24 protein-coding genes and 2 pseudogenes are annotated in these 24314 nt (G+C 59.5%); 14 read left to right on the top strand and 12 right to left on the bottom strand.

Translation table 11 applies throughout. From position 1 onward, the window contains the following. Positions 1-23 precede the first annotated feature (23 nt). The 4 genes from EJ077_RS21140 (at position 24) to EJ077_RS21125 (ending at position 5824) form a co-directional block, all read left to right on the top strand. The gene (locus EJ077_RS21140) at positions 24-2312 is read left to right on the top strand and encodes a peptidase domain-containing ABC transporter (RefSeq protein WP_245458484.1); all 2289 of its coding nucleotides are present in this window, start codon (positions 24-26) and stop codon (positions 2310-2312) included. Positions 2313-2553: 241 nt separating this feature from the next. Next, positions 2554-3831 (top strand): HlyD family type I secretion periplasmic adaptor subunit, encoded by a 1278-nt coding sequence (locus tag EJ077_RS21135; protein ID WP_245458483.1) that lies wholly within the window; start codon positions 2554-2556, stop codon positions 3829-3831. Positions 3832-3864: 33 nt separating this feature from the next. Continuing rightward, positions 3865-5589: a tetratricopeptide repeat protein gene (locus EJ077_RS21130; RefSeq protein WP_208695973.1), complete on the top strand. Its 1725-nt coding sequence runs from the start codon at positions 3865-3867 to the stop codon at positions 5587-5589. Between the two features lie 13 nt (positions 5590-5602). Then, positions 5603-5824: a DUF768 domain-containing protein gene (locus EJ077_RS21125; protein WP_208695971.1), complete on the top strand. Its 222-nt coding sequence runs from the start codon at positions 5603-5605 to the stop codon at positions 5822-5824. 123 nt (positions 5825-5947) lie between these two features. Here EJ077_RS21125 and EJ077_RS21120 read toward each other — a convergent pair whose 3' ends face one another. Both EJ077_RS21120 and EJ077_RS31620 read right to left on the bottom strand, forming a co-directional pair. After that, positions 5948-6616, bottom strand: coding sequence for a class I SAM-dependent methyltransferase (locus EJ077_RS21120; RefSeq protein WP_208695969.1), 669 nt, complete (start codon positions 6614-6616; stop codon positions 5948-5950). A gap of 261 nt (positions 6617-6877) precedes the next feature. Further along, positions 6878-7234 (bottom strand): hypothetical protein, encoded by a 357-nt coding sequence (locus EJ077_RS31620; RefSeq protein WP_210212124.1) that lies wholly within the window; start codon positions 7232-7234, stop codon positions 6878-6880. An 818-nt stretch (positions 7235-8052) separates the two neighbouring features. Between EJ077_RS31620 and EJ077_RS21110 the strand changes: the two genes are divergently transcribed. Continuing rightward, a complete protein-coding gene (locus tag EJ077_RS21110) occupies positions 8053-8394 on the top strand; it encodes a hypothetical protein (RefSeq protein ID WP_208695964.1) in 342 nt (113 codons plus the stop codon). Here the strand turns inward: EJ077_RS21110 and EJ077_RS21105 are convergent. Both EJ077_RS21105 and EJ077_RS21100 read right to left on the bottom strand, forming a co-directional pair. Beyond that, on the bottom strand, positions 8365-9174 hold the full coding sequence (locus tag EJ077_RS21105; RefSeq protein WP_208695962.1) for a plasmid partitioning protein RepB C-terminal domain-containing protein: 810 nt from the start codon (positions 9172-9174) through the stop codon (positions 8365-8367). The genes EJ077_RS21110 and EJ077_RS21105 overlap by 30 nt on opposite strands. Further along, complete coding sequence (locus tag EJ077_RS21100) at positions 9171-10661, bottom strand: recombinase family protein (RefSeq protein WP_208695960.1); 1491 nt, start codon at positions 10659-10661, stop codon at positions 9171-9173. Before EJ077_RS21100 ends, EJ077_RS21105 begins: the two co-directional genes overlap by 4 nt. Before the next feature lie 317 nt (positions 10662-10978). On the opposite strand from EJ077_RS21100, the gene EJ077_RS21095 reads away from it, so the two are divergent. Continuing rightward, positions 10979-11296: a YMGG-like glycine zipper-containing protein gene (locus EJ077_RS21095; protein WP_208695958.1), complete on the top strand. Its 318-nt coding sequence runs from the start codon at positions 10979-10981 to the stop codon at positions 11294-11296. A 398-nt stretch (positions 11297-11694) separates the two neighbouring features. Here EJ077_RS21095 and xth read toward each other — a convergent pair whose 3' ends face one another. The 3 genes from xth to EJ077_RS21080 form a co-directional block, all read right to left on the bottom strand. Continuing rightward, entirely contained in the window at positions 11695-12471 is a 777-nt protein-coding gene (xth, locus tag EJ077_RS21090; RefSeq protein WP_208695956.1) for an exodeoxyribonuclease III, read from the bottom strand. A gap of 1077 nt (positions 12472-13548) precedes the next feature. Then, positions 13549-13956 carry a response regulator transcription factor gene (locus EJ077_RS21085; RefSeq protein WP_245458482.1) on the bottom strand — a complete coding sequence of 136 codons (408 nt, stop codon included), beginning with the start codon at positions 13954-13956 and terminating at the stop codon, positions 13549-13551. Between the two features lie 654 nt (positions 13957-14610). Next, on the bottom strand, positions 14611-14805 hold the full coding sequence (locus EJ077_RS21080) for a Flp family type IVb pilin (RefSeq protein ID WP_245458793.1): 195 nt from the start codon (positions 14803-14805) through the stop codon (positions 14611-14613). Positions 14806-15526: 721 nt separating this feature from the next. Here EJ077_RS21080 and EJ077_RS21075 point away from each other — a divergent pair. Together EJ077_RS21075 and EJ077_RS21070 are read left to right on the top strand one after the other, a co-directional pair. Further along, positions 15527-15808, top strand: a complete 282-nt coding sequence (locus EJ077_RS21075) for a hypothetical protein (protein WP_208695954.1) — start codon at positions 15527-15529, stop codon at positions 15806-15808. Between the two features lie 83 nt (positions 15809-15891). Then, complete coding sequence (locus EJ077_RS21070; RefSeq protein ID WP_208695952.1) at positions 15892-16293, top strand: DUF1515 family protein; 402 nt, start codon at positions 15892-15894, stop codon at positions 16291-16293. A gap of 12 nt (positions 16294-16305) precedes the next feature. On the opposite strand, the gene EJ077_RS21065 is transcribed toward EJ077_RS21070, so the two are convergent. Beyond that, positions 16306-16608, bottom strand: coding sequence for a hypothetical protein (locus tag EJ077_RS21065; RefSeq protein ID WP_208695950.1), 303 nt, complete (start codon positions 16606-16608; stop codon positions 16306-16308). 359 nt (positions 16609-16967) lie between these two features. Between EJ077_RS21065 and EJ077_RS31615 the strand changes: the two genes are divergently transcribed. The 4 genes and pseudogenes from EJ077_RS31615 (at position 16968) to EJ077_RS21050 (ending at position 18829) form a co-directional block, all read left to right on the top strand. After that, entirely contained in the window at positions 16968-17066 is a 99-nt protein-coding gene (locus EJ077_RS31615; RefSeq protein ID WP_210212123.1) for a putative RiPP precursor, read from the top strand. A gap of 556 nt (positions 17067-17622) precedes the next feature. Further along, on the top strand, positions 17623-17859 hold the full coding sequence (locus tag EJ077_RS21060; RefSeq protein WP_245458792.1) for a hypothetical protein: 237 nt from the start codon (positions 17623-17625) through the stop codon (positions 17857-17859). Positions 17860-17861: 2 nt separating this feature from the next. Beyond that, complete coding sequence (locus EJ077_RS21055; protein WP_245458481.1) at positions 17862-18068, top strand: hypothetical protein; 207 nt, start codon at positions 17862-17864, stop codon at positions 18066-18068. Between the two features lie 84 nt (positions 18069-18152). Next, positions 18153-18829: pseudogene (locus tag EJ077_RS21050) on the top strand (SOS response-associated peptidase). A gap of 154 nt (positions 18830-18983) precedes the next feature. Here EJ077_RS21050 and EJ077_RS21045 read toward each other — a convergent pair. The 3 genes from EJ077_RS21045 to EJ077_RS32855 form a co-directional block, all read right to left on the bottom strand. Continuing rightward, the gene (locus tag EJ077_RS21045; RefSeq protein ID WP_208695943.1) at positions 18984-19637 is read right to left on the bottom strand and encodes an outer membrane protein; all 654 of its coding nucleotides are present in this window, start codon (positions 19635-19637) and stop codon (positions 18984-18986) included. 548 nt (positions 19638-20185) lie between these two features. Then, positions 20186-20410, bottom strand: a complete 225-nt coding sequence (locus tag EJ077_RS21040; protein ID WP_208695941.1) for a hypothetical protein — start codon at positions 20408-20410, stop codon at positions 20186-20188. Positions 20411-21212: 802 nt separating this feature from the next. After that, the gene (locus EJ077_RS32855; RefSeq protein ID WP_416859528.1) at positions 21213-21422 is read right to left on the bottom strand and encodes a hypothetical protein; all 210 of its coding nucleotides are present in this window, start codon (positions 21420-21422) and stop codon (positions 21213-21215) included. Positions 21423-21676: 254 nt separating this feature from the next. On the opposite strand from EJ077_RS32855, the pseudogene EJ077_RS21030 reads away from it, so the two are divergent. Both EJ077_RS21030 and EJ077_RS21025 read left to right on the top strand, forming a co-directional pair. Next, positions 21677-22533: pseudogene (locus EJ077_RS21030) on the top strand (RNA ligase family protein). A gap of 81 nt (positions 22534-22614) precedes the next feature. Next, positions 22615-22875 (top strand): hypothetical protein, encoded by a 261-nt coding sequence (locus tag EJ077_RS21025; protein ID WP_208695939.1) that lies wholly within the window; start codon positions 22615-22617, stop codon positions 22873-22875. An 816-nt stretch (positions 22876-23691) separates the two neighbouring features. Here EJ077_RS21025 and EJ077_RS32230 read toward each other — a convergent pair. Then, entirely contained in the window at positions 23692-24147 is a 456-nt protein-coding gene (locus EJ077_RS32230) for a hypothetical protein (protein WP_245458480.1), read from the bottom strand. Positions 24148-24314: the final 167 nt, after the last annotated feature.

Raw genomic sequence — 24314 nt, 5'->3', positions numbered from 1 at the left:
GGAAGTCCATGGTAAGCATCCCTTTGAACGCCGAAACCCGGCCGGTCCAGATCCGCACCGACACCGAAGCTGACGCGACCGGCAAGGCCGGCGAGAGCGTAGTAGGACGGACTCCGGGTGGCCCCGCCGCGTTTGACCAGGTCGGGCCGCGCCTCAAGGCGATGCTCGCGGTCGCCCGCTATCATGGTGTCGAACTCGACCCGAAGGAATTCAGGGCGGCAACTGCAAGCCCGTTTCCAACCTCCACTGATCTGTCCGAATGGGCGCGCAACGGTGGTATGTGGTCTCGCGCCGTCCGCGTTCGCTGGTCTCACCTCTTGCGCTTTCAGGACACGGGACCCGTCGTTCTGTTGTTCAACGATGGTGGCGCGGGGCTCCTGATCGGGGCGAGTGCGGAGCGCGACCTAGTCTTCCTCAAAAGCGCGGACGCGTCTGATGATGGTCAACCCACCGCGATCGACGAGTTGCGCCTGTCGCAGGTGTGGACGGGCGAGGCGGTGCTGCTGCGACAGGCGCGATCCTATGTTGCGGCGGATGCGCCTTTCGCTCTCGGCTGGCTCGTCGAACTGGTGCGGCTTGAAAGCCGACCCCTCCGGGACGTCGCTATCGCCTCGTTCACGCTCAGCGTGCTTACCATCCTGCCGCCGCTCATCGTCATGACGGTCGTCAACAAGGTGCTGCAGTTCAACAGTGTCTCCACGCTGTTGCTCTTATCGGCCATAATCGCCGTCGTCTTCGCCTACGAGACACTCCTAGGTCACGCGCGGCGATTGATCATCAACGTCGTCGGCGCGCGTTTGGACACCAAACTGCAGCTGCACGTTTTCAGTCGGCTCCTGCGCCTGCCGCTGGACTATTTCGAGCGTCATCCAGCCGGCGAGACGATGTACCGTCTCGCCCAGGTCTATCGCATCCGCGAGTTCCTGACCGGCAAACTGCTCAGCACATTGCTCGACCTGATTACGCTGTGCGTGCTGATACCGGTGATGTTCTACATCAACGCCAAGCTCGCCTGGATCGTGATCGCCTGCGCCGGCGCGATCGTGGTGATCATTCTCGCCTTCCTCAAGCCGCTGCGCCGGAGGTACCAGCGGGTGATCGAAGCCGAGACATGGAAAGCGGCGGCTCTCGGCGAAACTGTTGTCGGGATAAAGACCGTGAAGGCACTTGGTCTTGAGCCGCAACGCAAGGCGCTTTGGGACGAGCAGGTGGCGGAGTCGGGAAGGGCGCGCCTGGCCTTCGGCCAGTTCGCCAGCTGGCCGCAGACCCTGGTTACGCCGATCGAACGTGCCATGGTGCTTGGCACTATGCTGATCGGCGCCTATCTCGCGATGAACGACAGTTCGGGATATATGGTAGGTGGCCTGTTCGCCTTCATGATGATCTCCCAGCGCGTCGCACAACCCCTCGTGGGGCTGGCACGACTGATCGAAGACTACGAGGAGGTCGGGGCAGCGATCGGCGAGGCGGCGTCTGTTCTGAACCGGCCGCTGGAGAGCAGTTCGAATTCCCTCGGCCTGAGACCAAGGCTCGTCGGCGAGATCACGTTCAGCGATCTGACCTTCAGCTATATCGGTACGAAGACGCCCGCACTCGACCGGGTCAGCTTCAACATTCCGGCAGGGTCCATGTTCGGCATCGTCGGGCGCAGCGGGTCGGGAAAATCCACGATCGCGCGCCTCCTACAGGGGATCAACCGAGACTATAGCGGATTCCTCAAGCTGGATGGTGTCGACCTCAAGGAATTCAACCTGCGCCATCTGCGCCAGGGGCTCGGTGTGGTGCTCCAGGACAATTTCCTGTTCCGCGGATCGATTCGCGACAACATCATTGCCGGGCGCGCAGGCCTGACGCTTTCCGACGCCATGCGTGCCGCACATCTGGCCGGCGCCGAAGAATTTATCGAACGAATGCCCAATGGCTACGACACCTACATCGAGGAAGGATCGCCCAATCTGTCGGGCGGTCAAAAGCAGCGGCTGGCGATCGCGCGCGCCCTCATCCACAATCCGACCATCCTCATCCTCGACGAAGCGACCAGCGCACTCGACCCGGAGAGCGAAGCGGTCGTCAGTAACAACCTGATGCGCATCGCCAGCGGGCGCACGATGATCATCGTTTCGCACCGGCTCTCCTCTCTCACAGAGTGTGACCAGATCCTGGTAATGGAGCAAGGTGAGGTGCTCGACGTGGCACCGCACGCGACCCTGCTCGAGCGATGCCCCCTCTACAGGCAACTGTGGTTGCAGCAGAACCGGCACCTCGACGGCCGCGCCGGCCGCCCGGTGGCCGTACCGTCGCGGCTGGATTGACGATGTCACGCTGCGATCGATTGAGCGTGAGGATCGCCGGCAAATTGGCGATCCATAGCGGCGCCAACGCGCTTGGCGGCGCGCGAAAAGGTGGAATGGGATAGCAAGCCATGAGCAGCAGCACCTCGGTCGCCATCCGCCCCCCCGCCGGCAGCGGACCAAAACGAACGATCCGACCACACCGGCCATCCTCGAATTCCAGTGGCCTTCCACGGCGATCGCCAATGCGCCAATTCCGAGGATGGCGCGGGGCATCGTCTGGGTTATTTCGAGTTTGGTAATCGCCTTGATTGGCTTGGCAGGGTTGATTCCCGTCGACCAGGTGGTGACGACCAGAGGGCTAGTGGTCTCACAATCGCCGAACATCATTGTGCAGCCACTGGAGACGGCGATCGTGCGCTCGATCGACGTGCGCGAAGGACAGCATGTGCGAGCCGGTCAATTGCTTGCCCGCCTCGACGCTACGTTTGCCTCAGCCGACCTCCAGTCGTTGGCAATCCAAGTCTCGACGCTTGAGGCCGAAGTGGCTAGGTTGAAGGCAGAGGCCGACGGGCAAGCCTTCAACTATGACGGTCTCGATCCAAGCTGGACCCTGCAGGCGTCCATCTTCGAGCGCCGTAAGGCAGTCTATGACTCCAAGCTCGATAGTTTTGACCGACAGCTTGACGAACTCAGTTCCGTGATCTCGCGATCACAATCTGATGCGGAAGGCTACCGCCAGCGGCTCAAGGTCGCGGCCTCGATCGAACAGATGCGAAAACAGCTGGAAGCAAGACAGGTGGGTAGTCGCCTCAATACGCTCCTCGCCGAGGACAACTGGGCTGAAATGTCCCGCTCACTCAGCAATGCCGAGCAGACAACAGAAGCCGCCAAACGCCAGCAGGGGGGGACGGCCGCCGACCGCAACGGATACATTCAGAGTTGGCGAGCGGAAGTCTCACAGAGCCTGTCGGAGGCGAACTCGCGATTGTCCGACGCCCGCGAACTCCTCAACAAGGCGAAGCTGCGCAAGCAGTTGGTCGAACTGCGGAGCGAAGCCGACGCTATCGTCCAGTCGGTGGCGAAGGTTTCGGTTGGGGCGGTTCTGCAGTCTGGTGAGCGCTTGATCACTCTGGTGCCGGTCAACGCGCCTCTCGAGATCGAGACAAACATCATCGGCCGGAGCAGCGGCTTCGTTCATGTCGGCGACCCAGTGGTCATCAAGTTCGACACCTTTCCCTATTCGCAATACGGCCTCGCCCACGGCTCCGTACGTGCGCTCAGCCCTGATTCCTTCTCGGCACGAGACCAAGTGCGCGATCAGAACAGCTCTCGGGCCATGCTGCCTTCTGATGCTGAGCCGTTCTATCGTACGCGGATTTCCATCGATCAGGTCGCGTTGCACGACGTGCCCACCGGGTTCGTGGTCAGCCCCGGCATGCCGGTCACGGCAGATGTGAAAGTCGGTCGGCGCACTGTGCTCAAATACATTCTTGGCGTGATGCTCCCGATCGGCCAGGAAGCCATGCGGGAACCGTAGGGCGGTTGGTTGGACCACGGAGGGGTCGCATCGATGGCAATCCTGAATCGGCTGACTGATCGCGCCTTCCCCGCAGTTGCGTTGCGCCGGGCAATCCAGCTCAGCGACAAGCCGGCAGAAGCCTTTCAGCACTTGGCGGTCGCGGCACGCGCGGGTCTCGTCGATGCCGAGTATCGGGTCGCCCGTTGCTATCTAGAGGGCTCAGGCGTGCCGGCGAGCCGGGCGGAAGGTAGGCGTTGGCTGCTGCGGGCAGCGAACCACGGGAGTGCTGACGCGCAGGCGCTTCTGGCTGCCCTCTATCTGGCCGGGCTGGTGGCCGCGGATGCTGACAGTCGCGATGCCAGCGTGAGTCTTTTCGAACAAGATTACTCTGGCGAACCTGACTTCGCTGCTGCGCTCGGTTTTGCCACGAAGGCGGCCGAGGCAGGCTCGGCAACGGGACAGGCGATCCTCGGTTACATTCTGGCCAGCGGCCCCGAGCCGATGCGGGATGCGGATGCTGCGCAGCGCTGGTATGAAAGGTCGGCCGCAGCTGGCTGCGCCGAAGGAAGTCTCGGCCTTGCCCTCTCGCTGGCCCGCCGCGGCAGCCTGGAACAACGGAGCAGGATTGCCGACGAGGTACGGCGCGCGGCAGATGCCGACCTGCCGACCGCAACCTATCTTCTCGCGGTCCTCACCGAACATGGGTTCGGAGTTACGAGTGATCTTGCAGCGGCCGCGCGGCTTTATCAGCAAGCCGCGGAGAAAGGCCTTGCCTCGGCCCAATTCCGGTTAGGGCTGGCGCTGATCGACGGGAGCCTCGTCGACGCGGATCCCGTGGCCGGGGAGGCGTGGATGCGGCGCGCCGCGCTGGCCGGCAACGTCGAGGCAGCCCACTTCCTGGGTGATCGGAACGCCAAGAGCCGGCCACCGGATTTTGCGGAAGCCGCAACATGGTATCGACGGGCCGCCGAGGCGGGCCACCAGGCCGCCGCGCGCGCACTGGCATCCCTGTATTTGACGGGAAACGGTGTTGTTAGGGATGAGAAAGAGGGGACACGCTGGCTGCGCACTGCAGCGGCCAGCGGGAACCAGGCAGCACAAGTAGACCTGGCCAACCTCGTGCTTCGAGGGGCTGGCGAGCCGGCAGATACCGCAAGTGTAGCCCGATGGTTCGAGGCAGCTGCATTGTCGGGCGACCTGACCGCTGCGTTCAATCTAGGGCTCTGTTTCACCAAGGGACTCGGTGTATGCCAGGACGACGGTCAGGCTGCGCGGTGGCTAAGACGGGCGGCCGAAGGCGTGGCCGAGGCTCAATACATGTATGCGCGCATGCTCCGGGATGGGCGTGGCGTGGTGGCTGACGCGCATCACGCTCGCGCTTGGTTTGCCGAGGCAGCCGAAGGTGGCGTGCTGGACGCCCAAGTGGCACTTGCAGAGATGCTGCTCAACGGGGGCGGCGGCAAGTGCTTGCCGGAGACCGCCGTGAAGCTGTTCGAACGGGCCGCCGCCGACGGTCATGCTGGGGCAATGTTTGCCTTGGGAGTGCTGCACAGTTCCGGGGAGGGCCTGCACATCGATCAGGTGGCGGCGCAGAAATGGTTTGCCGCCGCCGCCGAACGTGGGCACGGACAGGCCCAATTCATTCTGGGCCGGTATCTCTCCAGAGGTCTTGCCGGAGAGCGCAACCCAATGGCCGGCCGCCTTTGGCTTGAGCGCGCAGCAGCCCACGGGATCCAGGAAGCAGTCGAGGAGCTCGCGGATTTTGCCCCGGGTTGAAGCAGGACACAATATGAGCAAGCGCGCCGCCGACTTTCTACGCAGATGGATTCTCGACCATCTGCCGCCGCGAATTGAAGACCCCGCCCTTGTCGTGACCACCATAGCGGCCGACGCCGTACGGGCTGCCGAGGGCCAAGGCATGACGGACCAAGAGATCGATCAAGAGATCGCAAGCGTTTATGAAGCGATCATGTATACGCTCGAGGAGCGCGCGTCAGATTTGGCGGGTTAGGCAAACGCTCCGGCCCACTCGAGGTGCGCCTGTGCTCCGATGATCATCAGAAGCCGATGGCGGCTATGTAGAAGGCGCAGAGCTTTCGCCGTCAACGCTGACGCTGCCCCTGGTTCGCAAGCATCATCCTCGCGTTTTAACCTTTTCCATCACGGTGAGGGCGTCGGTTTTGCTATTCCCGTTCCATGGGAACGCCTGCTGTTCGATGATGGTCAGCCCGGCACGTGCGCAAACATGCTCGACAAATCCCCTTGGCATAAAGTTCCGCCAATCTGGATTTTCCTTGAACGTTCCGGTCGGGTTTTCCGAGTAGTTCGAATGATGAAGGATAGCTCGCCCTCCAGGCTTCAAGACCGAGGCGACTTCCAAGATATAGGACGCTACCGTCAGCGGTTCGAAATGAACCATCGAGTCGTAGCTGAAAACGGAGGAAAAACGGTCCTTTTCAAAAGGAAGGCTCTTTCCGTCCGGCGAAAGGATCACGGTCACATGAGATGCGCTTGAAAATCGTTTCCTAGCTAATTCAGTGGCGTCGACTGAAGTGTCGATCAATGTCAGCCGCCTGCAGCGGCCCACGATCTGCGCCGAATGGCGGCCGGCACCGCTTGCTACGTCTAGCACGTCGTCTAGATCCAGATATTGCTCAAACACTTTGCGAAAACGGCTGTCCGGCGCCCAAAACCAAGCCAGCAACTCAGGCTTCTCGTACCGTTCAAAGTACTCATAGTCAGAGGCACCAAGATTACGCCACGTATCGGCGATTGCTTTGAGCTCAGCGTCAGCCTCCGTCACAAGCCTTACCTCTTAGCACCCCTTATCTTTTGATCCATATTTTAGAGGAATTATCTGTCAAAGGCAAAGGCAGGAGCCGAAAGTGCGATCGTCAGCACGCAGATAGATCGAACGTTTTTTCGAAGGGCGGGGCAATAGCTTCCGCATCATACCTAGAATTCTGCTGGACCCTCGTTCGTGGCAGACGGGCGTTTGGCGCTCGCGCTGGTCTGGCCCTGCATCCGATCGCGGCCACATCGATGCTGCGGCCACGCTTAACCATTAATGCGACGTCGGTTTCTCCGTTGCCGCCTCAAGTGCGTCTATCGCGTTTCTCACAGCTTGGCGCTTAGGCTCGATTGGTTCATCAGGGCGGAAATGAGAGAGCGAAAGTGTGATGAAGGCGACAGTCAGGACGCCGATGAGGTCTCGCATTCTGAACCGATCTTCGACATCGGCTGCGACGCGCCACGCCAAGATGGGATCCCTTCCTCTATGCGTATCTTTGCCGTCTTGCTCAAGATCCTCTCGAAGCGTCGCCAACGCCGTGACCCGGTCGACAAGCTGCGTCTCCGGATCGACCAGCAGCTCCAGGTCTACGTCGACAGGCTTGCGTTCTTCGGCCAGCCAACACAGCATGCCTCCGGGGCAGCGGTATGGGCCTCGCCCCACGCTTGTGCGGCGGCGCCGGCTTGATCATCCAACCCACCCTCAGGAAAACCGTTGATTGTCCCAGCCTTCGAGTGCAAAGGCGCCATCTGCCGCTTCCTCGGCTGTGAAACCGGCGCGCTCCAAGGCCCCCCTCTGCTGCGGCAATCCCGCGTGCTATTTCGTCGGGCGAAGCGCCCGGAACTCACAAGATCAGATCCATGACATTCTCCTGTGCCTATTTCAGCAATAGTGAACGAAAAGAGAACACTGAGTCAAGTCCGCGCTTGACGACAGAGGAATATGTTCCTTATTTCTGACGTGCATGTGAGCAGGAAGGGCAATGGGAAAACGCCATAACGCGCCGAGCGGCGAAGCTATCTCCAAGTTGGAAGAAGCTGCTCAGCAGGCAATAGAGGCGGCCGGCGGCGACGCTGTGGTTGCCTTGTTGAAGGCCCTCGCAAGAGACGCCGAACTCGAGCACGAGCCGCTCTTTCGCGTGCGGCTGTGTCGAACGGCTTTTCCCGCGGCTGGCCCGGGGCGCCGCCGTTATGAGTTCCGACGGGGAAAAGACGCTTCTCGAAACCATCAGCCGGTCACGGATTTCACCGTCAGCATGGCTGCCTGCCATGCGGCAATGCGGCGTCGACACAGAATGCTCGCATCATGCCGGCCGGGTGATCCGGCGGTATGGAAAGGGTGCGCTATTCAGCACCGTCGAATGGGCGCTGTTTTGCACGAGTTGCGAGAGGGGTGGCCCAGTTCGGCTGGAAATCCACAAACTTCCAAGAAATTGAAGGGAGCTGGCAATGCACGACTTGATCGACTTCTTCCAGACCAATGGGGCTCTGGTGATCGCCAATCCTCTGCCCTTCCTTACTTTCGCTGTCCTTTTTGGAGGCGGAGGATTCATCGTCGGCCGCTATTTCCTTACCGAACGCATAGCCAATCTTGAGAGCCGTATTGCGCGACGAGATGATGAAATCGCGGCGCTGAAAACACGCAAGGGCAAGACGGCAGAGCCGTCACTGATCCCAATCATGGGTACCTCGGCAATTGGCGAAAACGACGTAACACCCATGCTGGGAAAGTGGCCAGATCGGCGTCGGCCCGGAACGCTGTCAACGCCACCGCGTCAACGTCGTGGCTAAGCTCGGGCTGGCGGGGTCTATCATCTTCTGGAATTCAGACAGGGTCGCGGGAAAATTCCGCGCAAGATACCGAACAACGGGCGCGTTATCCATCAGGCGGTTGAGATAGCCGCGCGCTGCTACAAGTTCGAGGCCCCACGGACCAAGGTGCTCCGCGGCGTTCAAGAAATCCAGGCTTAGGGCGGCCAATTCGATTTCCATCGCTGCAATGTCGCTGGCATCGATACCGGCGAACTGCATTCGCGAGACCGAAGGCGCGGCGAGCTGCGTTTGCGGCGTCAGAGCGACCAACACTCTTGCCCAGTGGAGCCTCACTCTGTCCAGCCCGATCATCAGTCGTGTAATTTCTATCTGCCGGCTTGGCACGACTTTCCGTAGCAGGCAAAAAATGCCCGCTGGCACGGGGCCGTCTTCCAACAATTCGAGAGCCTCAAGGCAAATCCCCGCAACCTGCTGTCGGTTGATAACCGAGGTCGGTTTCTCGTCACCAATGGGAGCGCGATTGCCTCGGATTCTTTCCGCAAGCCGCATTGGAAGGGATCCAAGGCGTTCCGCTTCCATCAGCGCCCGAAACGCATTTACAGTCGTCAGTTTTCCAAAGTGCGCGGCTATCGTCTCCAGCCCTGCCTGCGACGCGTTTGCCTCTCGGATGAAGAGCCGCATTCTTTCGCATTGACAGTCGTAGGTGGCACGCAACTGGTATGAATAGAGCTTCTGCGGCCCCTGCAAATCACTGATCAGATCGACGGTGTGACGGCTGATCTTCACGGTCTGAGTCATGACAATGCTGGTCCCTCCAGACGAACCCGCCGCGCCAGCTCGACCAAGGGGTCCATCGACTGGAACAGAAACGCGTCAATGCCGGCGTGGTTGTTTGCCGTCAGCATAGTTGTGCGGCGTTGCACCTGATACGTCGGACCGATCAGGTAGTCTCGGACCGAAACATTGTCCGGGTTCATTCTGATCAGCACAGAAATGTCGGCCTCGGGAAGGCGCTCCTGCGAGTATGCCCAATGAGGACAGCCGAAACGCTCGGGATGACAGCGCGCGATCCAGACCGCAACGGTGAATTCGTCATTGACGCTGACGAGTTTGGTCTCTGGGTCATAGCGCGCCAGTCCGCCGGCCAGGCCAATCGATGCCACAAGGTCTTCAATGATTTTCCGACGGCGTCGATGAAGCTGGTCGTTGATGTCGAACCACCCATTGTTCGGGGGTTCAAATCCGACCAGTTTGTAAACCGCGTAGAGGCTTCCGAAACGCACCTGGTAGGTGCTGACGCTCACACAACCTGGTGCCGCATTGATAATATGTTCCGACAACCTTCCTCGCTCAGCCAGCAGCTTGGAAAGATCTGCCAACATCCGCTCGTTGCTGAGGGGCGCGCGGGCATCCGCGACGGCCCTCGCGCGCAGAAACACCTTGCGGTCGAGGATGGGCTCGCAAGACTTTTCCGCGCGCACCCATGCAGACGCGGGATTTCTCGCCCTCTTGCCATGAAGCTTCTCGGATTTTCTGTTCCATACGATGTTGCCGATGTAGCGTTCGTTGTTCAGGACCGTATGCACCGTATTGCTCGTCCATGTCCGGCCCATCTCCGTAAGAACACCCCGCTTGTTGAGCGCGCGCACGATTTCGATCCGGGATTTGCCCTTCACAAACTGGCTGAATATCCAGCGCACGACGGCAATCTCTTCCGGTGGACCTGGCACCAGCACAACCCGGTCGGATGCCAGGCCTTTGTACTGTCTGCGTTTGAGGATGAATTTAGGCTCGCCTGCCTCATCCACCAGGAGGCGCCTGAGACCGTACCCCGCGAGGCCGCCCCCGCAGAAACCCATTTTCACCACGCGCCTTTGGCCGAGAAAGACCTTTATCGAAAGCATGCGGCTCAACTCGGCCGCCATGCTGCGCTTGATGGCCTTCAGCACGTCTGAACCGATGGTGCCATCGTTCGCGAACTGCTCAGCGCAAAATTCTATCCGTACGCCGGCCCGCTGGCATCGATATTCGTACGAAGCGCTCTCATCAATATTCTGAAAGCGCCCCCAGCGGCTTACATCATAGACCACCACGGTCTCGAAATCGGCTTGCCCGCTTTCCACATCCATCAACAGCCGTTGCAGACCGGGTCGCCCTTCGATGTTGAGTCCGCTGCGACCAGGGTCCTCGTACGTCGCGACGATGTCGTAACCCATGATGTCGGCATATTCGCCGATGGCGTCTCGCTGGTTGTGGATGGAATAGGTCTGAGTGTCGGTCGACATTCGCAGATATTGCGCAGCCCGGATCCTTGGCCTCGATGCCGATGCCTTTGAAATGCCGGGGTTCGTGACCATCGCTTGGTTGTGCACTACGTTGCGGAAGCGAAAGCATACCGACATGGGCCTGTCGTTTCGTTATGGTTTCCCAAACAGTTTGTGTCGAATGGGCCGCTTCTGCGCAGTTACTCATCAGTGCCGAGCGATTGGTTCAACCACCGAGAAACCATGTCTCATATCGTGAGCGTGCGTGCCGCCGTTCCGCCGCAATGGAACCGCACGTGACGATCGATAGGGATTTCAGACGTTAAGGGAGACTTCACATGACCTGTCAAAAAGCCATTGCCGCCGTGCTTCTGGCCGCCGCGCTCGCTGGCTGCCAGTCGCAGACTGAGGGCCAACAGCGGGCCACCACCGGTGCGCTCCTCGGCGGCGCCGGCGGCGCGCTCGTCGGCCAGGCGATCGGCGGCAACACCAAGAGCACGGTCATCGGCGCGGCTAGCGGCGCGCTGCTCGGTGCCGTCGTCGGCTCTGCCACCACCCCGCAGCGCCGCGGGGAACAGCTCTGCCGCTACCAGGACCGCTACGGCCGCATCTACACCGCGCCTTGTGACGACCGCTACTACAACGGCAACTACTGATGTAAAGCCGTCCTGCAGCGTTGTGCTGGAGGACGGCTTCCAACTATCCTCCGCACTCAGCCGGGATGCGCTGAGATAGGCGTGGTCTCCAACAGGCGGCGAGACTGAACGACACCAGTGCACCAGGGCCGGAGCTTGCCGGACAGCTTCTTCGGGCCCCAGCATGCCAGGACCAACATGTTTCTGAGCCAGATTTTGAAGCACTGACGCGACCTTTGCCAAGCTGAAGCCGGCTGAAGTCGCATGAGCATCCGGTCGCCCCGGTGCCACGCCTCCTTACAAGTTGGCTGCCCAGAGGGTGATTGAATTAATACGCCCGAATTTGGCGCCAGCGACGGCCCCATCGCTGGTGGAGAGATTGGCTCGGTTCCGGAGCTGCGTGATTGACTTAGCCGCGGTCAATCGACTTCGATCCAAGCTGGCGCATGGTCGCTAGGCTTCTCCCACCCGCGCAACTCGACGTCCACGCCGGCATTACGGAGTTTGTCCGAAAGAGAAGGGCACACCAGCAGATGGTCCATTCGGAGGCCGGAGCTTCGATCGTAGCCGCCCCTGTATGAGAAGTTCCAGTAGGTGTAGATGCCCTTGTCCGGATGGATACGTCGGACGGCGTCTGTCCAACCATTCGCAAGCATTTCGGCGTAGGCCCGCCGGCTTTCCGGGAAGTACACTGCGTCTCCTAGCCATCGTCGGGGCACGACGGCGTCAATTTCGGTCGGAACGACGTTATAGTCGCCGCAGAGAATGCTCATGGCGCCGTCTCCGAGCAACTGCTGGCCGTAGCTGATCAGCCGATCGAACCACCGGAGCTTGTAGTCGAATTTCGGGCCTGGCGCCGGGTTGCCGTTGGGCAGGTAGAGGCAACCCACAACAAGCCCATTAACCTCGGCCTCGATGTAGCGGCTGTGCGTGTCGTCCAGGTCCCCCGGCAGCCCGCGTCGACGTTCTAGCGGTTCCGCCCCCCGAGCGAGAATAGCTACCCCGTTGTAAGATTTCTGGCCGTGCCAGATCGCGCCATAACCGGCTCCCTTGATCGCGTCGGCAGGAAACTTCTCGTCAGACGTCTTGAGCTCCTGAAGGCAGACGATGTCGTACTCGGTTTCACCCAGCCACTTGAGCAGCACGGGCAGGCGGCCGTTGACGCCGTTCACGTTGAAGGTTGCGATGCGAGTCATTTTGGACTTTCCGTAGGCTAGGCTGCGCCCCTCAACGCCGAACCGGTGATTACGATCCACGTCTCCGTCCAAGAATACCTAATTGATCATCAATGCAACGGAGAACCTCCGCAGTAAGAGTGTTCGCATTCGAAAGTCGTCTGTGTCCGCTACCCCTATACAAGCAACCATGCCCGCCGCTGCGCTCGACTTATTCAACCTGACAAGTGATTTGTCTATCGCCTCTGGCGAACCGTCGAGCGCATACGCCCATCACCGCACACTGCGGCTTCATCGATGGTCAGGTCCAATTCCTTCCGCGAACGCAGCCGAATGTGCCACGGTCATCAGAATCTGCAACTGTTCCAAATCGCGACCGGCCTTTGTCCGATTTGTGATGGCGGACGAGATCGCGCGACACAGGCCATTCAACTCCATAGTTCGCCGAGTGGCTTCGCGCGAGGAAGCGCGAAGTGATGGTGCTCGCGATTCTGCGATCAGCCAGGTTGCTGGCGATTGGATGAGCCAAAACGACTTGGCAGTTGAGGATGCAGGCCTGTTCGGCAGGTCACTCCAACTTGCCTGCTGTTCTCTTCAACGAGCCGCGGGCCGTTTGATCCAGCGACGCCATAAGCCTGCAGGCCAGCGGAACCAGTGCCGGCCCGCACGCAGTTCCATACGTTGGCCTTTTTTGTTGGAACTGAACCGCCACGGCGAAGTTCTTTATAAGCTTGGAAGTCCCCTCAACCGAGCAGATAGACAAAGGCCCGTCACTGCTTCTTCAGTGGCGGGCCTTGCTTAATTCATATCTAAATAGCCCGGGGTTCCAACGCCTCGGGTTATGCCCCTGATTCATCCCTGGGGCGCCCGCCGCTGCCGTGAATGGGGCGGCGGGCAATTGCAACTTTGGCTGAAGGTGGCTTCGGAACGAGTGAGACCATGAACACGCACTCTCCTGGTCTCCGGCCGGTTGCAAGGCCGGCTGTCATAGCGGGCTTTCCGTAATGGACGGGAAAGAATCATCTTCCGGGCGGCCCACCAAATGAGTTGATTGCTCGCTGCCGGCTTGGCTACGCAAGAGGGATCTGCTTAGGGAGATTACCCAGCACTTGGTTCGTTCGGTGGTGAGGGATGTCGCTGATTTAGCAGCATTGACAGGGCTGTAATGATCTGAGGTAGCGCGAAAGGCTTGGTGATCATCACGCTTTCTGGAACACCTTCGGCACCCCAGTTAGGGGCGCTGTCCCCGCTGATATAGATCACCGGCATCATCGCATTGGTTTGCCTCACATGGCGAGCAACTTCCCAGCCAGATCGGCCGTCACCTAGGCGGATATCGGATATCAAAGCGTTGAACGATCCAGGGGCGGCATCAAAGGCAGACAACGCTTGGCCAGCGCTATTCACACCGACAACATCGAAGCCCGCTTCAACGAGTCCCCCTTCGATATCGAGCAATATCATTGGTTCGTCTTCAACGACGAGAACCAGGCCATTCATCATCATGAATACATCCCCCTGGCGCCATGAACGGGGGACGGCATTTTTAGTTCCGTCAAGTCCCATCACGTAGGCCCGAGTCTGGCAGGCTCCGGCACGGAATGCACCAACGGTCCCTTCCTCCGGGGGATGGGGTTCTAGATGCATAGTGGAACCTGAGAGTCATCGGTAGCTTAGAGCTTTCGCAGAATCCCACCGCTGCGGCCGAGGGGTTGTCCCTTTGGCTGGCCCGCGCCGCTCCGCCAAAGCGGTGCGGGCCATAGCGTGGCGCGCACAGACGGGTTCGCTCAGCGGCGATCCTCGGCAATCATCTTGGCGAGCGCGTCCAGGCGCCCAAGCCCCTTGCTGGGTTGGGCTGCAACAACCAAGGCTGGTCTTGACCTGCCAGCGAAAGTGCGATTCGTGACCGGTGACAGTAGAGTCATATCGTCGGTGCGGAGGCCAGCGAGGCGATGGTCGGAGCACAGAAGAACAGGAAACCTACTCCTATCGAGAGGCGCTTTGTCTGCTTAATGAGGCACATGCAGGATGTTGCCGGCACACGATCGCCTTCGACGCTTTCTCAAAGCTGCAAGAGAGCAGGGTGAGCCACGTCCTGTCCCCGCACGGCATGATCGCAACAGTCCCCTGCTCGGCCCGCGTGCTTTTTTGTGACGACCCTTATCCGGCTGCAACGCAATGGATAGGCATCACCACCCGCTGGTTGACTGTGCTGCCGATAGCCTTGAACTTAGCGTTGATCGAATTGCCCTGCGCACCTGCGCCGGTGATAATCGCAAGCGCCGTCAGCGCAGCGATGAGAGCATATTCGATTACGGTAGCGCCACGCTCATGTCGGATGAACCGAGAAATGATTGTTTACATGGTTCAGCACCATTACGTCCGGAGATAAACCACGCCTTGCCGCTTTGTTAAGATTGGCAATCTTGCAGTCTCAGCGCATCGCTGACACTCGCAATCGGAAGAATGTTAGCGGTCGTAGTGAGAGTTTAGAAGCGCGACGTAAGCTCCTCATAATAAGAGGCGATTGAGGTCAGTAGCCCGAAATTGGGAACGAGACCGGCAACGTCTACGAAGGGTGCCATCATCGACGTGACATGACGCATGCCAGTAGCGCCGAAGTTCCGGGCGTCGCGAACTGTCTGCGGTTTATGGCAGGTGAGGTGCGTCACCATCGACCATCAGCCGCTCGTGCTCCGTGAAAGAGTGCCACACAACTTGGCGCGCGTCCCGCTCATCGTGGGGGCAGCGGTAGAAATACTCGCTCTCGTGGTCGGCATTCTTGCCGTTGAGGTGAGGTTCAAATGGGCCGAGATCGGACAGCTTAATCATCGTAATAAATAGTAACATTCAATTTAGCTAAAATGTTCCGCAGCGAGATTAGACGCCGCAGATTGAATTGCCGTTCGGCCTTGCAACGCGGCCGGTGTATCGGTGGCGTAGGAGGTCGGGCGGGCAACGCGCTTGGCAGCCGGCTTTCCGGAACAGACCAATACTACAGTTTTTATTTCCGGAGGGGAAATTAGAGAACGCTCGCCGATGGTTAAGGCTCAAGCAGCTGATAGCTAGGCACTTCATGGCACATAACCTGGCCCAAATCGCGTCAATCAACCTGCCGGCCGCAGATCGGGCAATTGTAGAAATGGCCGTCCTCGCGGATTACTTCGCCACCGTGCCGTTTGCCTGGGATCGGCGGGCTGAGGTCGAAAGTTTTGTTATGGCTATTTTGAAAAGTTTTGGGAGGCTGCGGCTCATCCAGCCGAACTTATGTACCGTGCGTTCTGATTCGTCACAACACGCAACCAATGTTCCCGACCAGAACAAGATCGACCGGCCCATGGCGCCGGGTGCGCGGTGAAACTCTACACTCGGGCCGAATGCGATCTGCACGCCATGGCCAGCGCCGCGGGGCGCACCGAACTGAAATAGCAGGGCAGGGCGATGCCGACATCCGTAACCAAAAGCCTCGAAATGATGATCGGCGGGTTGTTGCAAGCCACACAGGACATGCAGCGCGACATCACTGAGATCCGCCGCGACATCAAGGACAGCGATGCCCGAGCGGCCTTGAGCTACGAGCAGTCGGAGCAGCGCGCCGCCGCCGGTCGGGCCAAGATGTATCAGAAGACCGATGAGCTCGTAGATCGCGTGAGCGCCACCGAGAGCGCAGTCGGCAAGCTCAATGCGGATATGACCACTGTTAAGGAAGTGACCGCCGAGGTGACGCGCTGGAAGCTGATGGGGCTTGGTGCCTTGGGTGTTACCGGCATGGCCGCGGCTGCGGAGGCGTCCCTAGTGACAGCCTACTGGGCTGATATCTGGCGCGCTGTACGAGGTGGCTAGTCACACACGAAACTAGGTGATCTCATAATAGAAGTCGCAGATCAGATCGGCGACTTGCACGGCTTCGAAATCAGTCATGTGGGCGACGTTCTCGACGGCGACCGTTTCCAAATCATCTTGATCGATCGCCAGAAGGTCCAGCAATTTTGCAAATTTTATCTTGAGTTCGCGGTCGCCGTCGAACTCATCGATCGTGATGTTCAGAATGTTTTTATTCGCCTCAATCAGCCTCGCTTGAATGCTATCTGTAGAGGCTGCGAGCGCCCGTATCGCAACGAAGAAGTGTTCACGGGCATTGGCAAAATTGTCGTCCATTTTGGCACCTCAATGGGTTAAAGCGCGCCCTGGACGCGGGGTGCGAGCCGCGACGTACGCCTTTCATAGGGCGGGTGTCAACGACCTCGACGCCGTCTTTGGCGCGCGGGGTGTGATCTAGGACATGAATCGAGAGATTGACGAGTTGCTCAGGAAGGCGCCGGTGCCCGCTACCAAGACCGCTCCGGTGGCGGGCTTTTTTCGTATGGCGGAACCTTGTCGATCGCCGCAGATTGAGCCATTCGGCGACAGGGTGCACAGGCCTGTCGCTGACCAAAGACCCAATCTCTGGTCGGCCCGCGCCTCCCCGAGAGGTGCGGGTCATTTCGCGTCTTGAGAAATCAACCGGGGGAATACCAATGAAGAAGACCTACGAAAAGCCTACGCTGGTAAAGCGCGAGCGCCTGAACACGGTCACTGCCCAAGTTGTGGTCGTCGTGTCGGGGCCGGTCACTTAGCAGGGTTGCGTCGAATGAATTAGCCAGATCCGTCCGCTCCGGCCGGCGGGCTTTTTTGCGTTTCAGCGTTTAACGACTCCGGGCTTCAATCGCTCATATCCCTCGGCTGTTCGATGCAAATCGGGGAATCTACCTCAAAAGGACATGGTGTGATCGCGGAAGCTTCTCCGGGGCGGCTCGGCGCCAGGGCATGGAGAGGCGGGTGGCGCCGAGCCTAACCGGCGGGACACAGGGTTGGGATGACAGCATCCCGGCGGCTAGCCCGACTATGCGCCGCCCTCCGAGATGAGCGAAGTCATCCGAAAGAAGGTGCGCTACCTCATCAATCGCCCGAAACTCGCCGGCGCAGGACCCCAACCGACTCAAGCCCGGCGGGCCTACTACCTGATCAGGTACGCGATCAGGGCCGGGATTGCCGGCAAGAAGTCCGAAGCAAGAGCAATGCCCGCACCATTGTGCTGAAATGGGACAGGACAGGAGGAGGTGTTGCCCGGTCCCAGATGGGCGCCATGACGCGCATCTGGCGGGCTTTTGCTTCCGGCGGGGAACCGATTCTATAGTCTCAAGTTCGCTCACGGCGCCCCTTGATTCCTTCCCCCCGGAGAGGATCGCGAACAACGTGCCCGAGAAAGCCAAGGCGGACGAGATATCTGTGGATGAACTCAGGCACAACCTCATTGCCGACGCCAACGCCGTCGGCATCAAGAGGATTGAGATCGACGAGGATGTCGACAGTCTTTATCGGACGATCCTTGATGCCATCGTGCATTATGAGCCGGGTCCGCCGGAGTGAGTGTGCGCGGCCGCAAGTTCCTTGACGACTGGTTAGCAAATACCTTGCCGGACGTAACGGTTGGAAGTCCGATCGCTGCTAGCGACCTGGCTGACCAAATGATGAAAGCTGCCGGCGAGGTTGGAATCGCCGCCAGTGAGGTGAATGAAGAAGTAGGCAGCGTCTTCGAAGTGATCTTCGAAGCGATTACGCATCGCCGTCGCGGTTGACACGTTCGCAGCCCATTCCCATTTGGATCTCCCTGACGTAATTGACCGGCTCCAAAATGTGCGGACGCGTTTTTTAAACCCGACATAGTCCGGCGGTTTGAGTTCGCTCATCCTGGCGAGGTCGAGCGGCTGGGAAACAGCTTCCCGCTGTGGAACGGCGCGCCGAGCGTGACCTATCCATCATCATCCGCGAGGAGCTTTCGACCAGCATGGCCGCCTTTGTCTCGGCGCGCTGGGGCCTGGTTCCCCGTTGGCTCGGGACGGTGGGGGCCGTCCGCCACCGGTCAACGCCCGCTGCGAGACCATCCCCAGCAACGGCTTGTTCCGCAAGGCCTATGCCTTCCGCCGCTGCCTGGTGCCTGTCGATGGCTATTTCGAATGGCAGAAGCTCGACGCGTCGGGGACAAAGGAGCAGCCTTACGCCATCGCCATGAAGTCAGACGAACCCTTTGCGATGGCCGGTATCTGGGAAGAGTATGTGGACAAGGTGACCGGCGAACTGATCCGGACATTCGCCGTTGCCACGTGCGAACCGAATGCATTGATGGCGACAATCCATGATCGGATGCCAGTGATCCTGGCGCCAGCCGACTATATGCGCTGGCTTGGACCAGAGCCGGATCCGCGCGACCTGCTGAAGCCGTTCCCGTCGGAATTGATGAAGATGGCCCATCGATAGCAAGGTCGGTTCCCCGCGCAACAACACGCCCGATATCATTGACGAGATCGGCCGCGGGCCGAGGGACCTGTTCGACGTGTAGGTCCCGGGCCTTGAAGAGCGCTAAGAAGCATCGCGCCTGCGCACAGGGGAGCAAGCATCGCATGTGCCATATCGCGACGAACCTCGTGTATGGTTCGCAGAAACGAAAAAGCCCCGGACAATGCCGGGGCCGATAGTTGCGGTCTGCTTATCGATTAGAACTTGTAGTTCAGACCGACGCGAACGGTGTGAAAGGGAGCTTTGACGTCAACACCAAAACCACCTCCGGGTGTGAACGTCGCTTTACCCAGGTCCGTGTAAAGATACTCAGACTTGAACGTCCAATTCGTGTTGATGGCGTATTCGGCGCCCGCGCCAACGGTCCAGCCGGCCTTGGTCTTGGACAAGTCGAGCCCGGGGGCAGAGATTTTTTCGTGACCGTAGGCCAAGCCGCCGGTGCCATAGATCATGAAGCGATCGATGGGCGTATAACCAATGCGAGCACGCAGCGTGCCGAACCAGTCAATCTTTGTTTCGAGAGAGGGGCCAAAGATCGACAGGTCGCCCTTAATGTCGGCACCCTGAAAGTCGGCTTCAACGCCGTAAACGAATTGGCCAACCTGCCAGTTGTAACCGGCCTGAACGCCTCCCAGGAAGCCGCTCGCATCGAGGTCGATAGAGCCAGGGCCGCCGCCGGAAGGAGAAAGGGTAGTGGTGCCAAAACCACCACCGGCGTTCACGCCGATGTAAGCGCCAGTCCAGTCAAACGAGGAAGCTACCGGCACGGGCTCTGTGACTACCGCATCGGCAGCATAAGCACCGCTGGACAGGCCCACCAAAATGGTGGTCACAACGAGGGTAGATTTCATAGCAAGCCCCTTCAATCGAATGAATATTGTAAACGCTGTAGGATCTCATCGAGCTCTAGCCAACCGCAATTCCCACAAAGCGGGCAAAAGGCGCTGCACGTTGCAGTTGCGCAACACTCGATGAACACGACTCCTTCAGAGATAACGCTCGCCGTCGTCCCGGTGCTCGAAACACACCCAATGCGGCTCCTGGCGAGGCCGGGCAAAACCGAAGCCTCGGTACTTCGCGCAGCCTGGGTGCTCGCAGATATGGCCCAGCACTCTGGCACCTCGAGCGGCGCCGGCGTCATATGAACGAAGTCATCCGAAAGAAGGTGCGCTACCTATCGCCCGAAACTCGCCGGGCGAAGGACCCCAACCACCTCAAGCCCGGCGAGCCTACCACCTGATCAGCTACGCGATCAGGGCCGGGATTACCGGCACGAAGTCCGGAGCAAGAGCAATGCCAACACCATAGTGCTGAAATGGGACAGGACGCGCGCGGGTCTATTATGACATCAGAACTGCGGGCATTACTGCTGCGGCATTGGCTTCGCTGGCCCAGATCGCTATTTTGAAAAGTCTGCGGGAGGCTGAGGCTCATCCAGGCCGAACTTATGCACGGTGCCTTCTGTCTCGTCCACAACACGCAACCAATGTTCTCGCACGGCATCCTTGGCGGAAAGAGAAATCGCCGTGATCAATTTGACCGCACTCGCGGCGTCTTCAGCGGCCACAACGTGCGAGCCAACGACCTCGTCACCGTGCATTTCTTCGACTTGGTATTTCGGCATTGATGGACGCTCCCCTTTTTTCAGCAACCACCTTCGGAGTGGAAGGTTCCTTCGGGCCGCACAAAGCTTAAGCGCCCGGGACTAACCACTCCTATAAGGAAGGCTCCTCACGTGGCCTCCCGCGACGGGCGTTTCACGTCGGTACTTAGGTCTTGAATTGGAACTCTGTGCGCTTCGACTGTCACATCACACAATTATGTTGGTTGGCCAATGGCGGACCAAGAACCATATCGCGGATGCGATCAGGGCAAAAACAGCAAGGTATGCCAGGACAAACCGTACAGACGACATGAACCGCTCCAGAACACGACAGTTAAGGACTTAGCTTCGGCGTGTCGCTTGGTCGGAGCGACGGTCCGGCTCGGTGGCCGGCTCTATTTGCTAGACCGTCTGAATTTCAGGATCGTCGCTTGCCGCTCCGGCTCCGGCTCCGGCTCAGGCTCCAGCGGCTCGTGCCCCGGCTCCTCGTGATAGAAAACCTGACGCAGATCGCGCCGGTCGGACCCGCTGTCCGCAGGTCGGGCAGTTGTAGAAGTGGCCGTCTGACCGAATGAGGTCGTCTCGGTTGAGTACGCCGGGGATGGGAGGGCCAAGGTCGGATAGCTTCGTCATCGCTGTCGAACATCCCTCAGTGATAAAAGTTCCCGGAACCATTTTAGGACATGCTAATTTAATCACCGGCAGTCGGCGTCGACTGCTGACCAACGTCCCCGAGACCTCGGTCGGCCCGCGTCGGTGGTTGGGCAAGGCGCGGGCCATCGCATTCGGAGGCCTGGCAATTTGAGATCGCGGCACAAACTTCTTAGACTGGTGGATAAGCAACAACGTTCCCAAGACGGCCGTGATCGACGTCATCTCGATTGCGGAACTGCCCCAGCAACTGTTCGCCGACGCCAAGGCTGTCGGAATCAGCAGCGCGTAGATCGAGGAAGAGGAAGACACCGAAAGCGCGTACGAAGCGATCCTTAATGCGATCGTGCACCACGAAGCGGGCTTGGCGGATTGATTTCAACAAATCTAACGACTGGGAAGACGCACCGGTAGGCACGTTTGGTAACTGTTGATTCAACCATTGCTGGTATTCAGAGGGTAGGGTGACGGCTCCGACAGTGCGATGGCATGTGCGTGTCGGAGCCGCCCGCGCAGTCCGGGTTGGGGTAAGACCGCGCTGTTCCAAAATAGGACAGCGCGGTCAACGAACCGTTAAAATTTCCCGCAACTAATTAAGGGTATGCTAATTGAATCGCGGTTCCGCGGGTCCTGTGCATGCCTTTGAAGTTCATCGAGCCGTTGCTGCCGACCTTGGTTGAGAAGCCTCCCGAGGCCGAAGGCTGGATTCACGAAGTCAAGTTCGACGGGTACCGCTCCCAGATCATCAAGGACGAGGACGGCGTGCGGATCTTCACGCGTCGCGGGCTGGACTGGACGGCCAAATACCGAGACCTCGCCAAGGCGGCCGGCGACCTTGATGTCGACAGCGCCATCATCGACGGCGAGATCATCGTGCTGAACGATGCCGGGCTTTCCGACTTCGGCGCCCTGCGCAAGGCCATCACCAGGCGGCAGCACGACCTCTATTTCGTCGCTTTCGACCTGCTGCACATCAACGGCCACGATATTCGCGACATGCCCCTGGAGGAACGGCGAGAGATCCTTGCGGAGCTAATCCCGCCGGACATCAGGATTCAATTCTCTCAGCCATTGCCGGGCGATGCTACCGCCATTTTCCACCTGATCGACCAGGCCGGCATGGAGGGCATGGTGTCGAAAAGGCGCGACAGCAGTTATCGCTCCGGTCCCTCGACGAACTGGCTAAAGGCGAAATGCTATACGGTTGAGGAATACGGCTGCTAGGCGTCGAACGGGAGCCAGGCAAGCCGGCCTTTGCCTTGATGGCGGATCGGACGACGGGGCGTTATGTCGGTTCGGCCTTCATTAATTCCAGCCATGCCATCCGTGAGCGGCTGTGGAAGCGCGTCCAAGAGCACGCCGGGCCGGCGCCCAAGGGAATGATGCGGCCGGCAACGCAGTGGGTGAAGCCGGGAATCATCGGGCGCGTGAAACACTTGCGCGGCGAGGAGGATTTGCGGCACGCCTCGCTCCAAGATTTCAGGGAAGAATGAGCTAGATGGCCTTGCTGGGGTAAGGCGACGAGGATTATATTCCTCCCGTTGCGGCGACCTTTCACGAAACGGAGTTCGCCAGTGGCCAGGTCCAAACCATCTAAGCAGCTCTCGACGGAAGAGATTGAACGCTTCGTGACCGCTGCAGAGGCTCTGCACAGGAGCATCATCAAGCCGTTTATATCGCCGCATTGCGAGCACTACCGCTCAACGCGGATCCTGCATGAGGTGCTGTTGAAAACCGTGCGGGAAGTGACCGGCAAGGAAGTGGAATTCATCCAATGGAACACGACGGGACCGGTACGACCTCCGTCGGCTGGGTTGGGCAACGGCGGCACATAACGCGGAGCTAAATATCGACGTCCCCCATTTCCTTTTTTGGGAGCAATTGCGATGGATACGTCGTTCCGTTCCGTAAGGTGGCGATCAGGATCGAGGTCGTGGAAGCTTGTGGCGAATGGCTGATCCGCGTCATCGAAGACGACCAAGAACTCACCCGAATCATTCGCGCTGTCCTATGAGGAAGGTCAGCGGATACGCCTGCGATTGGACCGCATGACCCGGGTGTAGCGACCTTTTAGGTTGCCTCGTCAACCAGCGGCGTCTTCGCCATGCGCAGTCGCTCCTTACGAATCCGCAATCCCTCAACCCACTCGGAGCCAGCTAATATCACCACCGGCGGCGAACGGCACATTTGCCGCCGGTCGGCCTCCACCGCCGAAATCAAAACGGCCCGCTGCCCGCCAGAGAGCGGGTAGCGGGTCCGTCGTCGGGGAGGGTAGCTTCACCGCTTGGCCTTGCGCCAGCCAGCAGCAACGCCGCTTGCTTGCGTTTCTTGCGCCACCGATCAGTCTAGTCGGCATCTATATGAAGAATGCTGCTCGAGCCATCTCCCCGCCGGGAGAATGCGGCCGCGCCGACGAAGAGTCCAGAAGTGCTCATCGGGCGCGGAACATTAGGGCTTTCTAACGGTTCTATCTTGGTGGATTTCCAAGGTAGGGCGACGACCGTGTCAGCATTTGAATTCGTTTATTTCTCTGGTTTGACGGCGAATGATCTCTTAGGTGGCGTCGTCTCGTTGTTGGCGTGCTGTGTGCTCTACAACGTTATCGCGGAGGACCGTCCACACCCGTAGGCCGACGGTGCATGCCAGGCCCGTTAGCCTCCCGACCGGCGGTCTGGTCCTGTTTTTGGGAATTCAATCACCTTGGCCGAAAGCTCCGGCTCCAGAGGCTCGTGGCCGGGCTCCTCGTGCCACATGATCTGGCGCAAGTCGCGCTGATCGACCGACTGACCGCATGTCGGACAGTTGTAGAAATGATCCTCTTCGCGAATGAAGGCGGCGCTGTGCACCTTGCCTGGAATCGGCGAGCCAAGGTCGGACAGCCTCGTCGATCCAGAAAGGTCTGGACGCTGGTCAGGGCCGACCAGGCTGTACTCGTATACGGCGGCCCGATCCTCATCGACCACGCGGAACCAATGATCCTGTAGTGCCCTTGGCGACAATGGTTGACCAGCCAGCACCTCGGCGGCCTTCATCGGATCCTCCTCCAAGACCACGCCAGCTGACACCACCGCGCCGCCGTAAATTTCTTCCACCACGTACTTCGTCATCGGACGCCCCTCCGCAGATGCAGGCAACGTGGATAGCGCCGCTTTTGTTGCATCGCTGACGGGCGGAGTTCTCGGAACCATTTCAGTCCGAGCTAATTGAATAGCCGATAATAAGCAGCACTCGACGAATCTTGCACAGAGGCGTGATGTTCAGGGATAAAGAAACC

It is taken from the genome of Mesorhizobium sp. M8A.F.Ca.ET.057.01.1.1, from assembly GCF_003952565.1.
In the GTDB taxonomy this organism is placed as follows: domain Bacteria; phylum Pseudomonadota; class Alphaproteobacteria; order Rhizobiales; family Rhizobiaceae; genus Mesorhizobium.
Note: the sequence above shows the minus strand (reverse complement) of the source record. Positions and strands in the feature narration are given on the sequence as shown.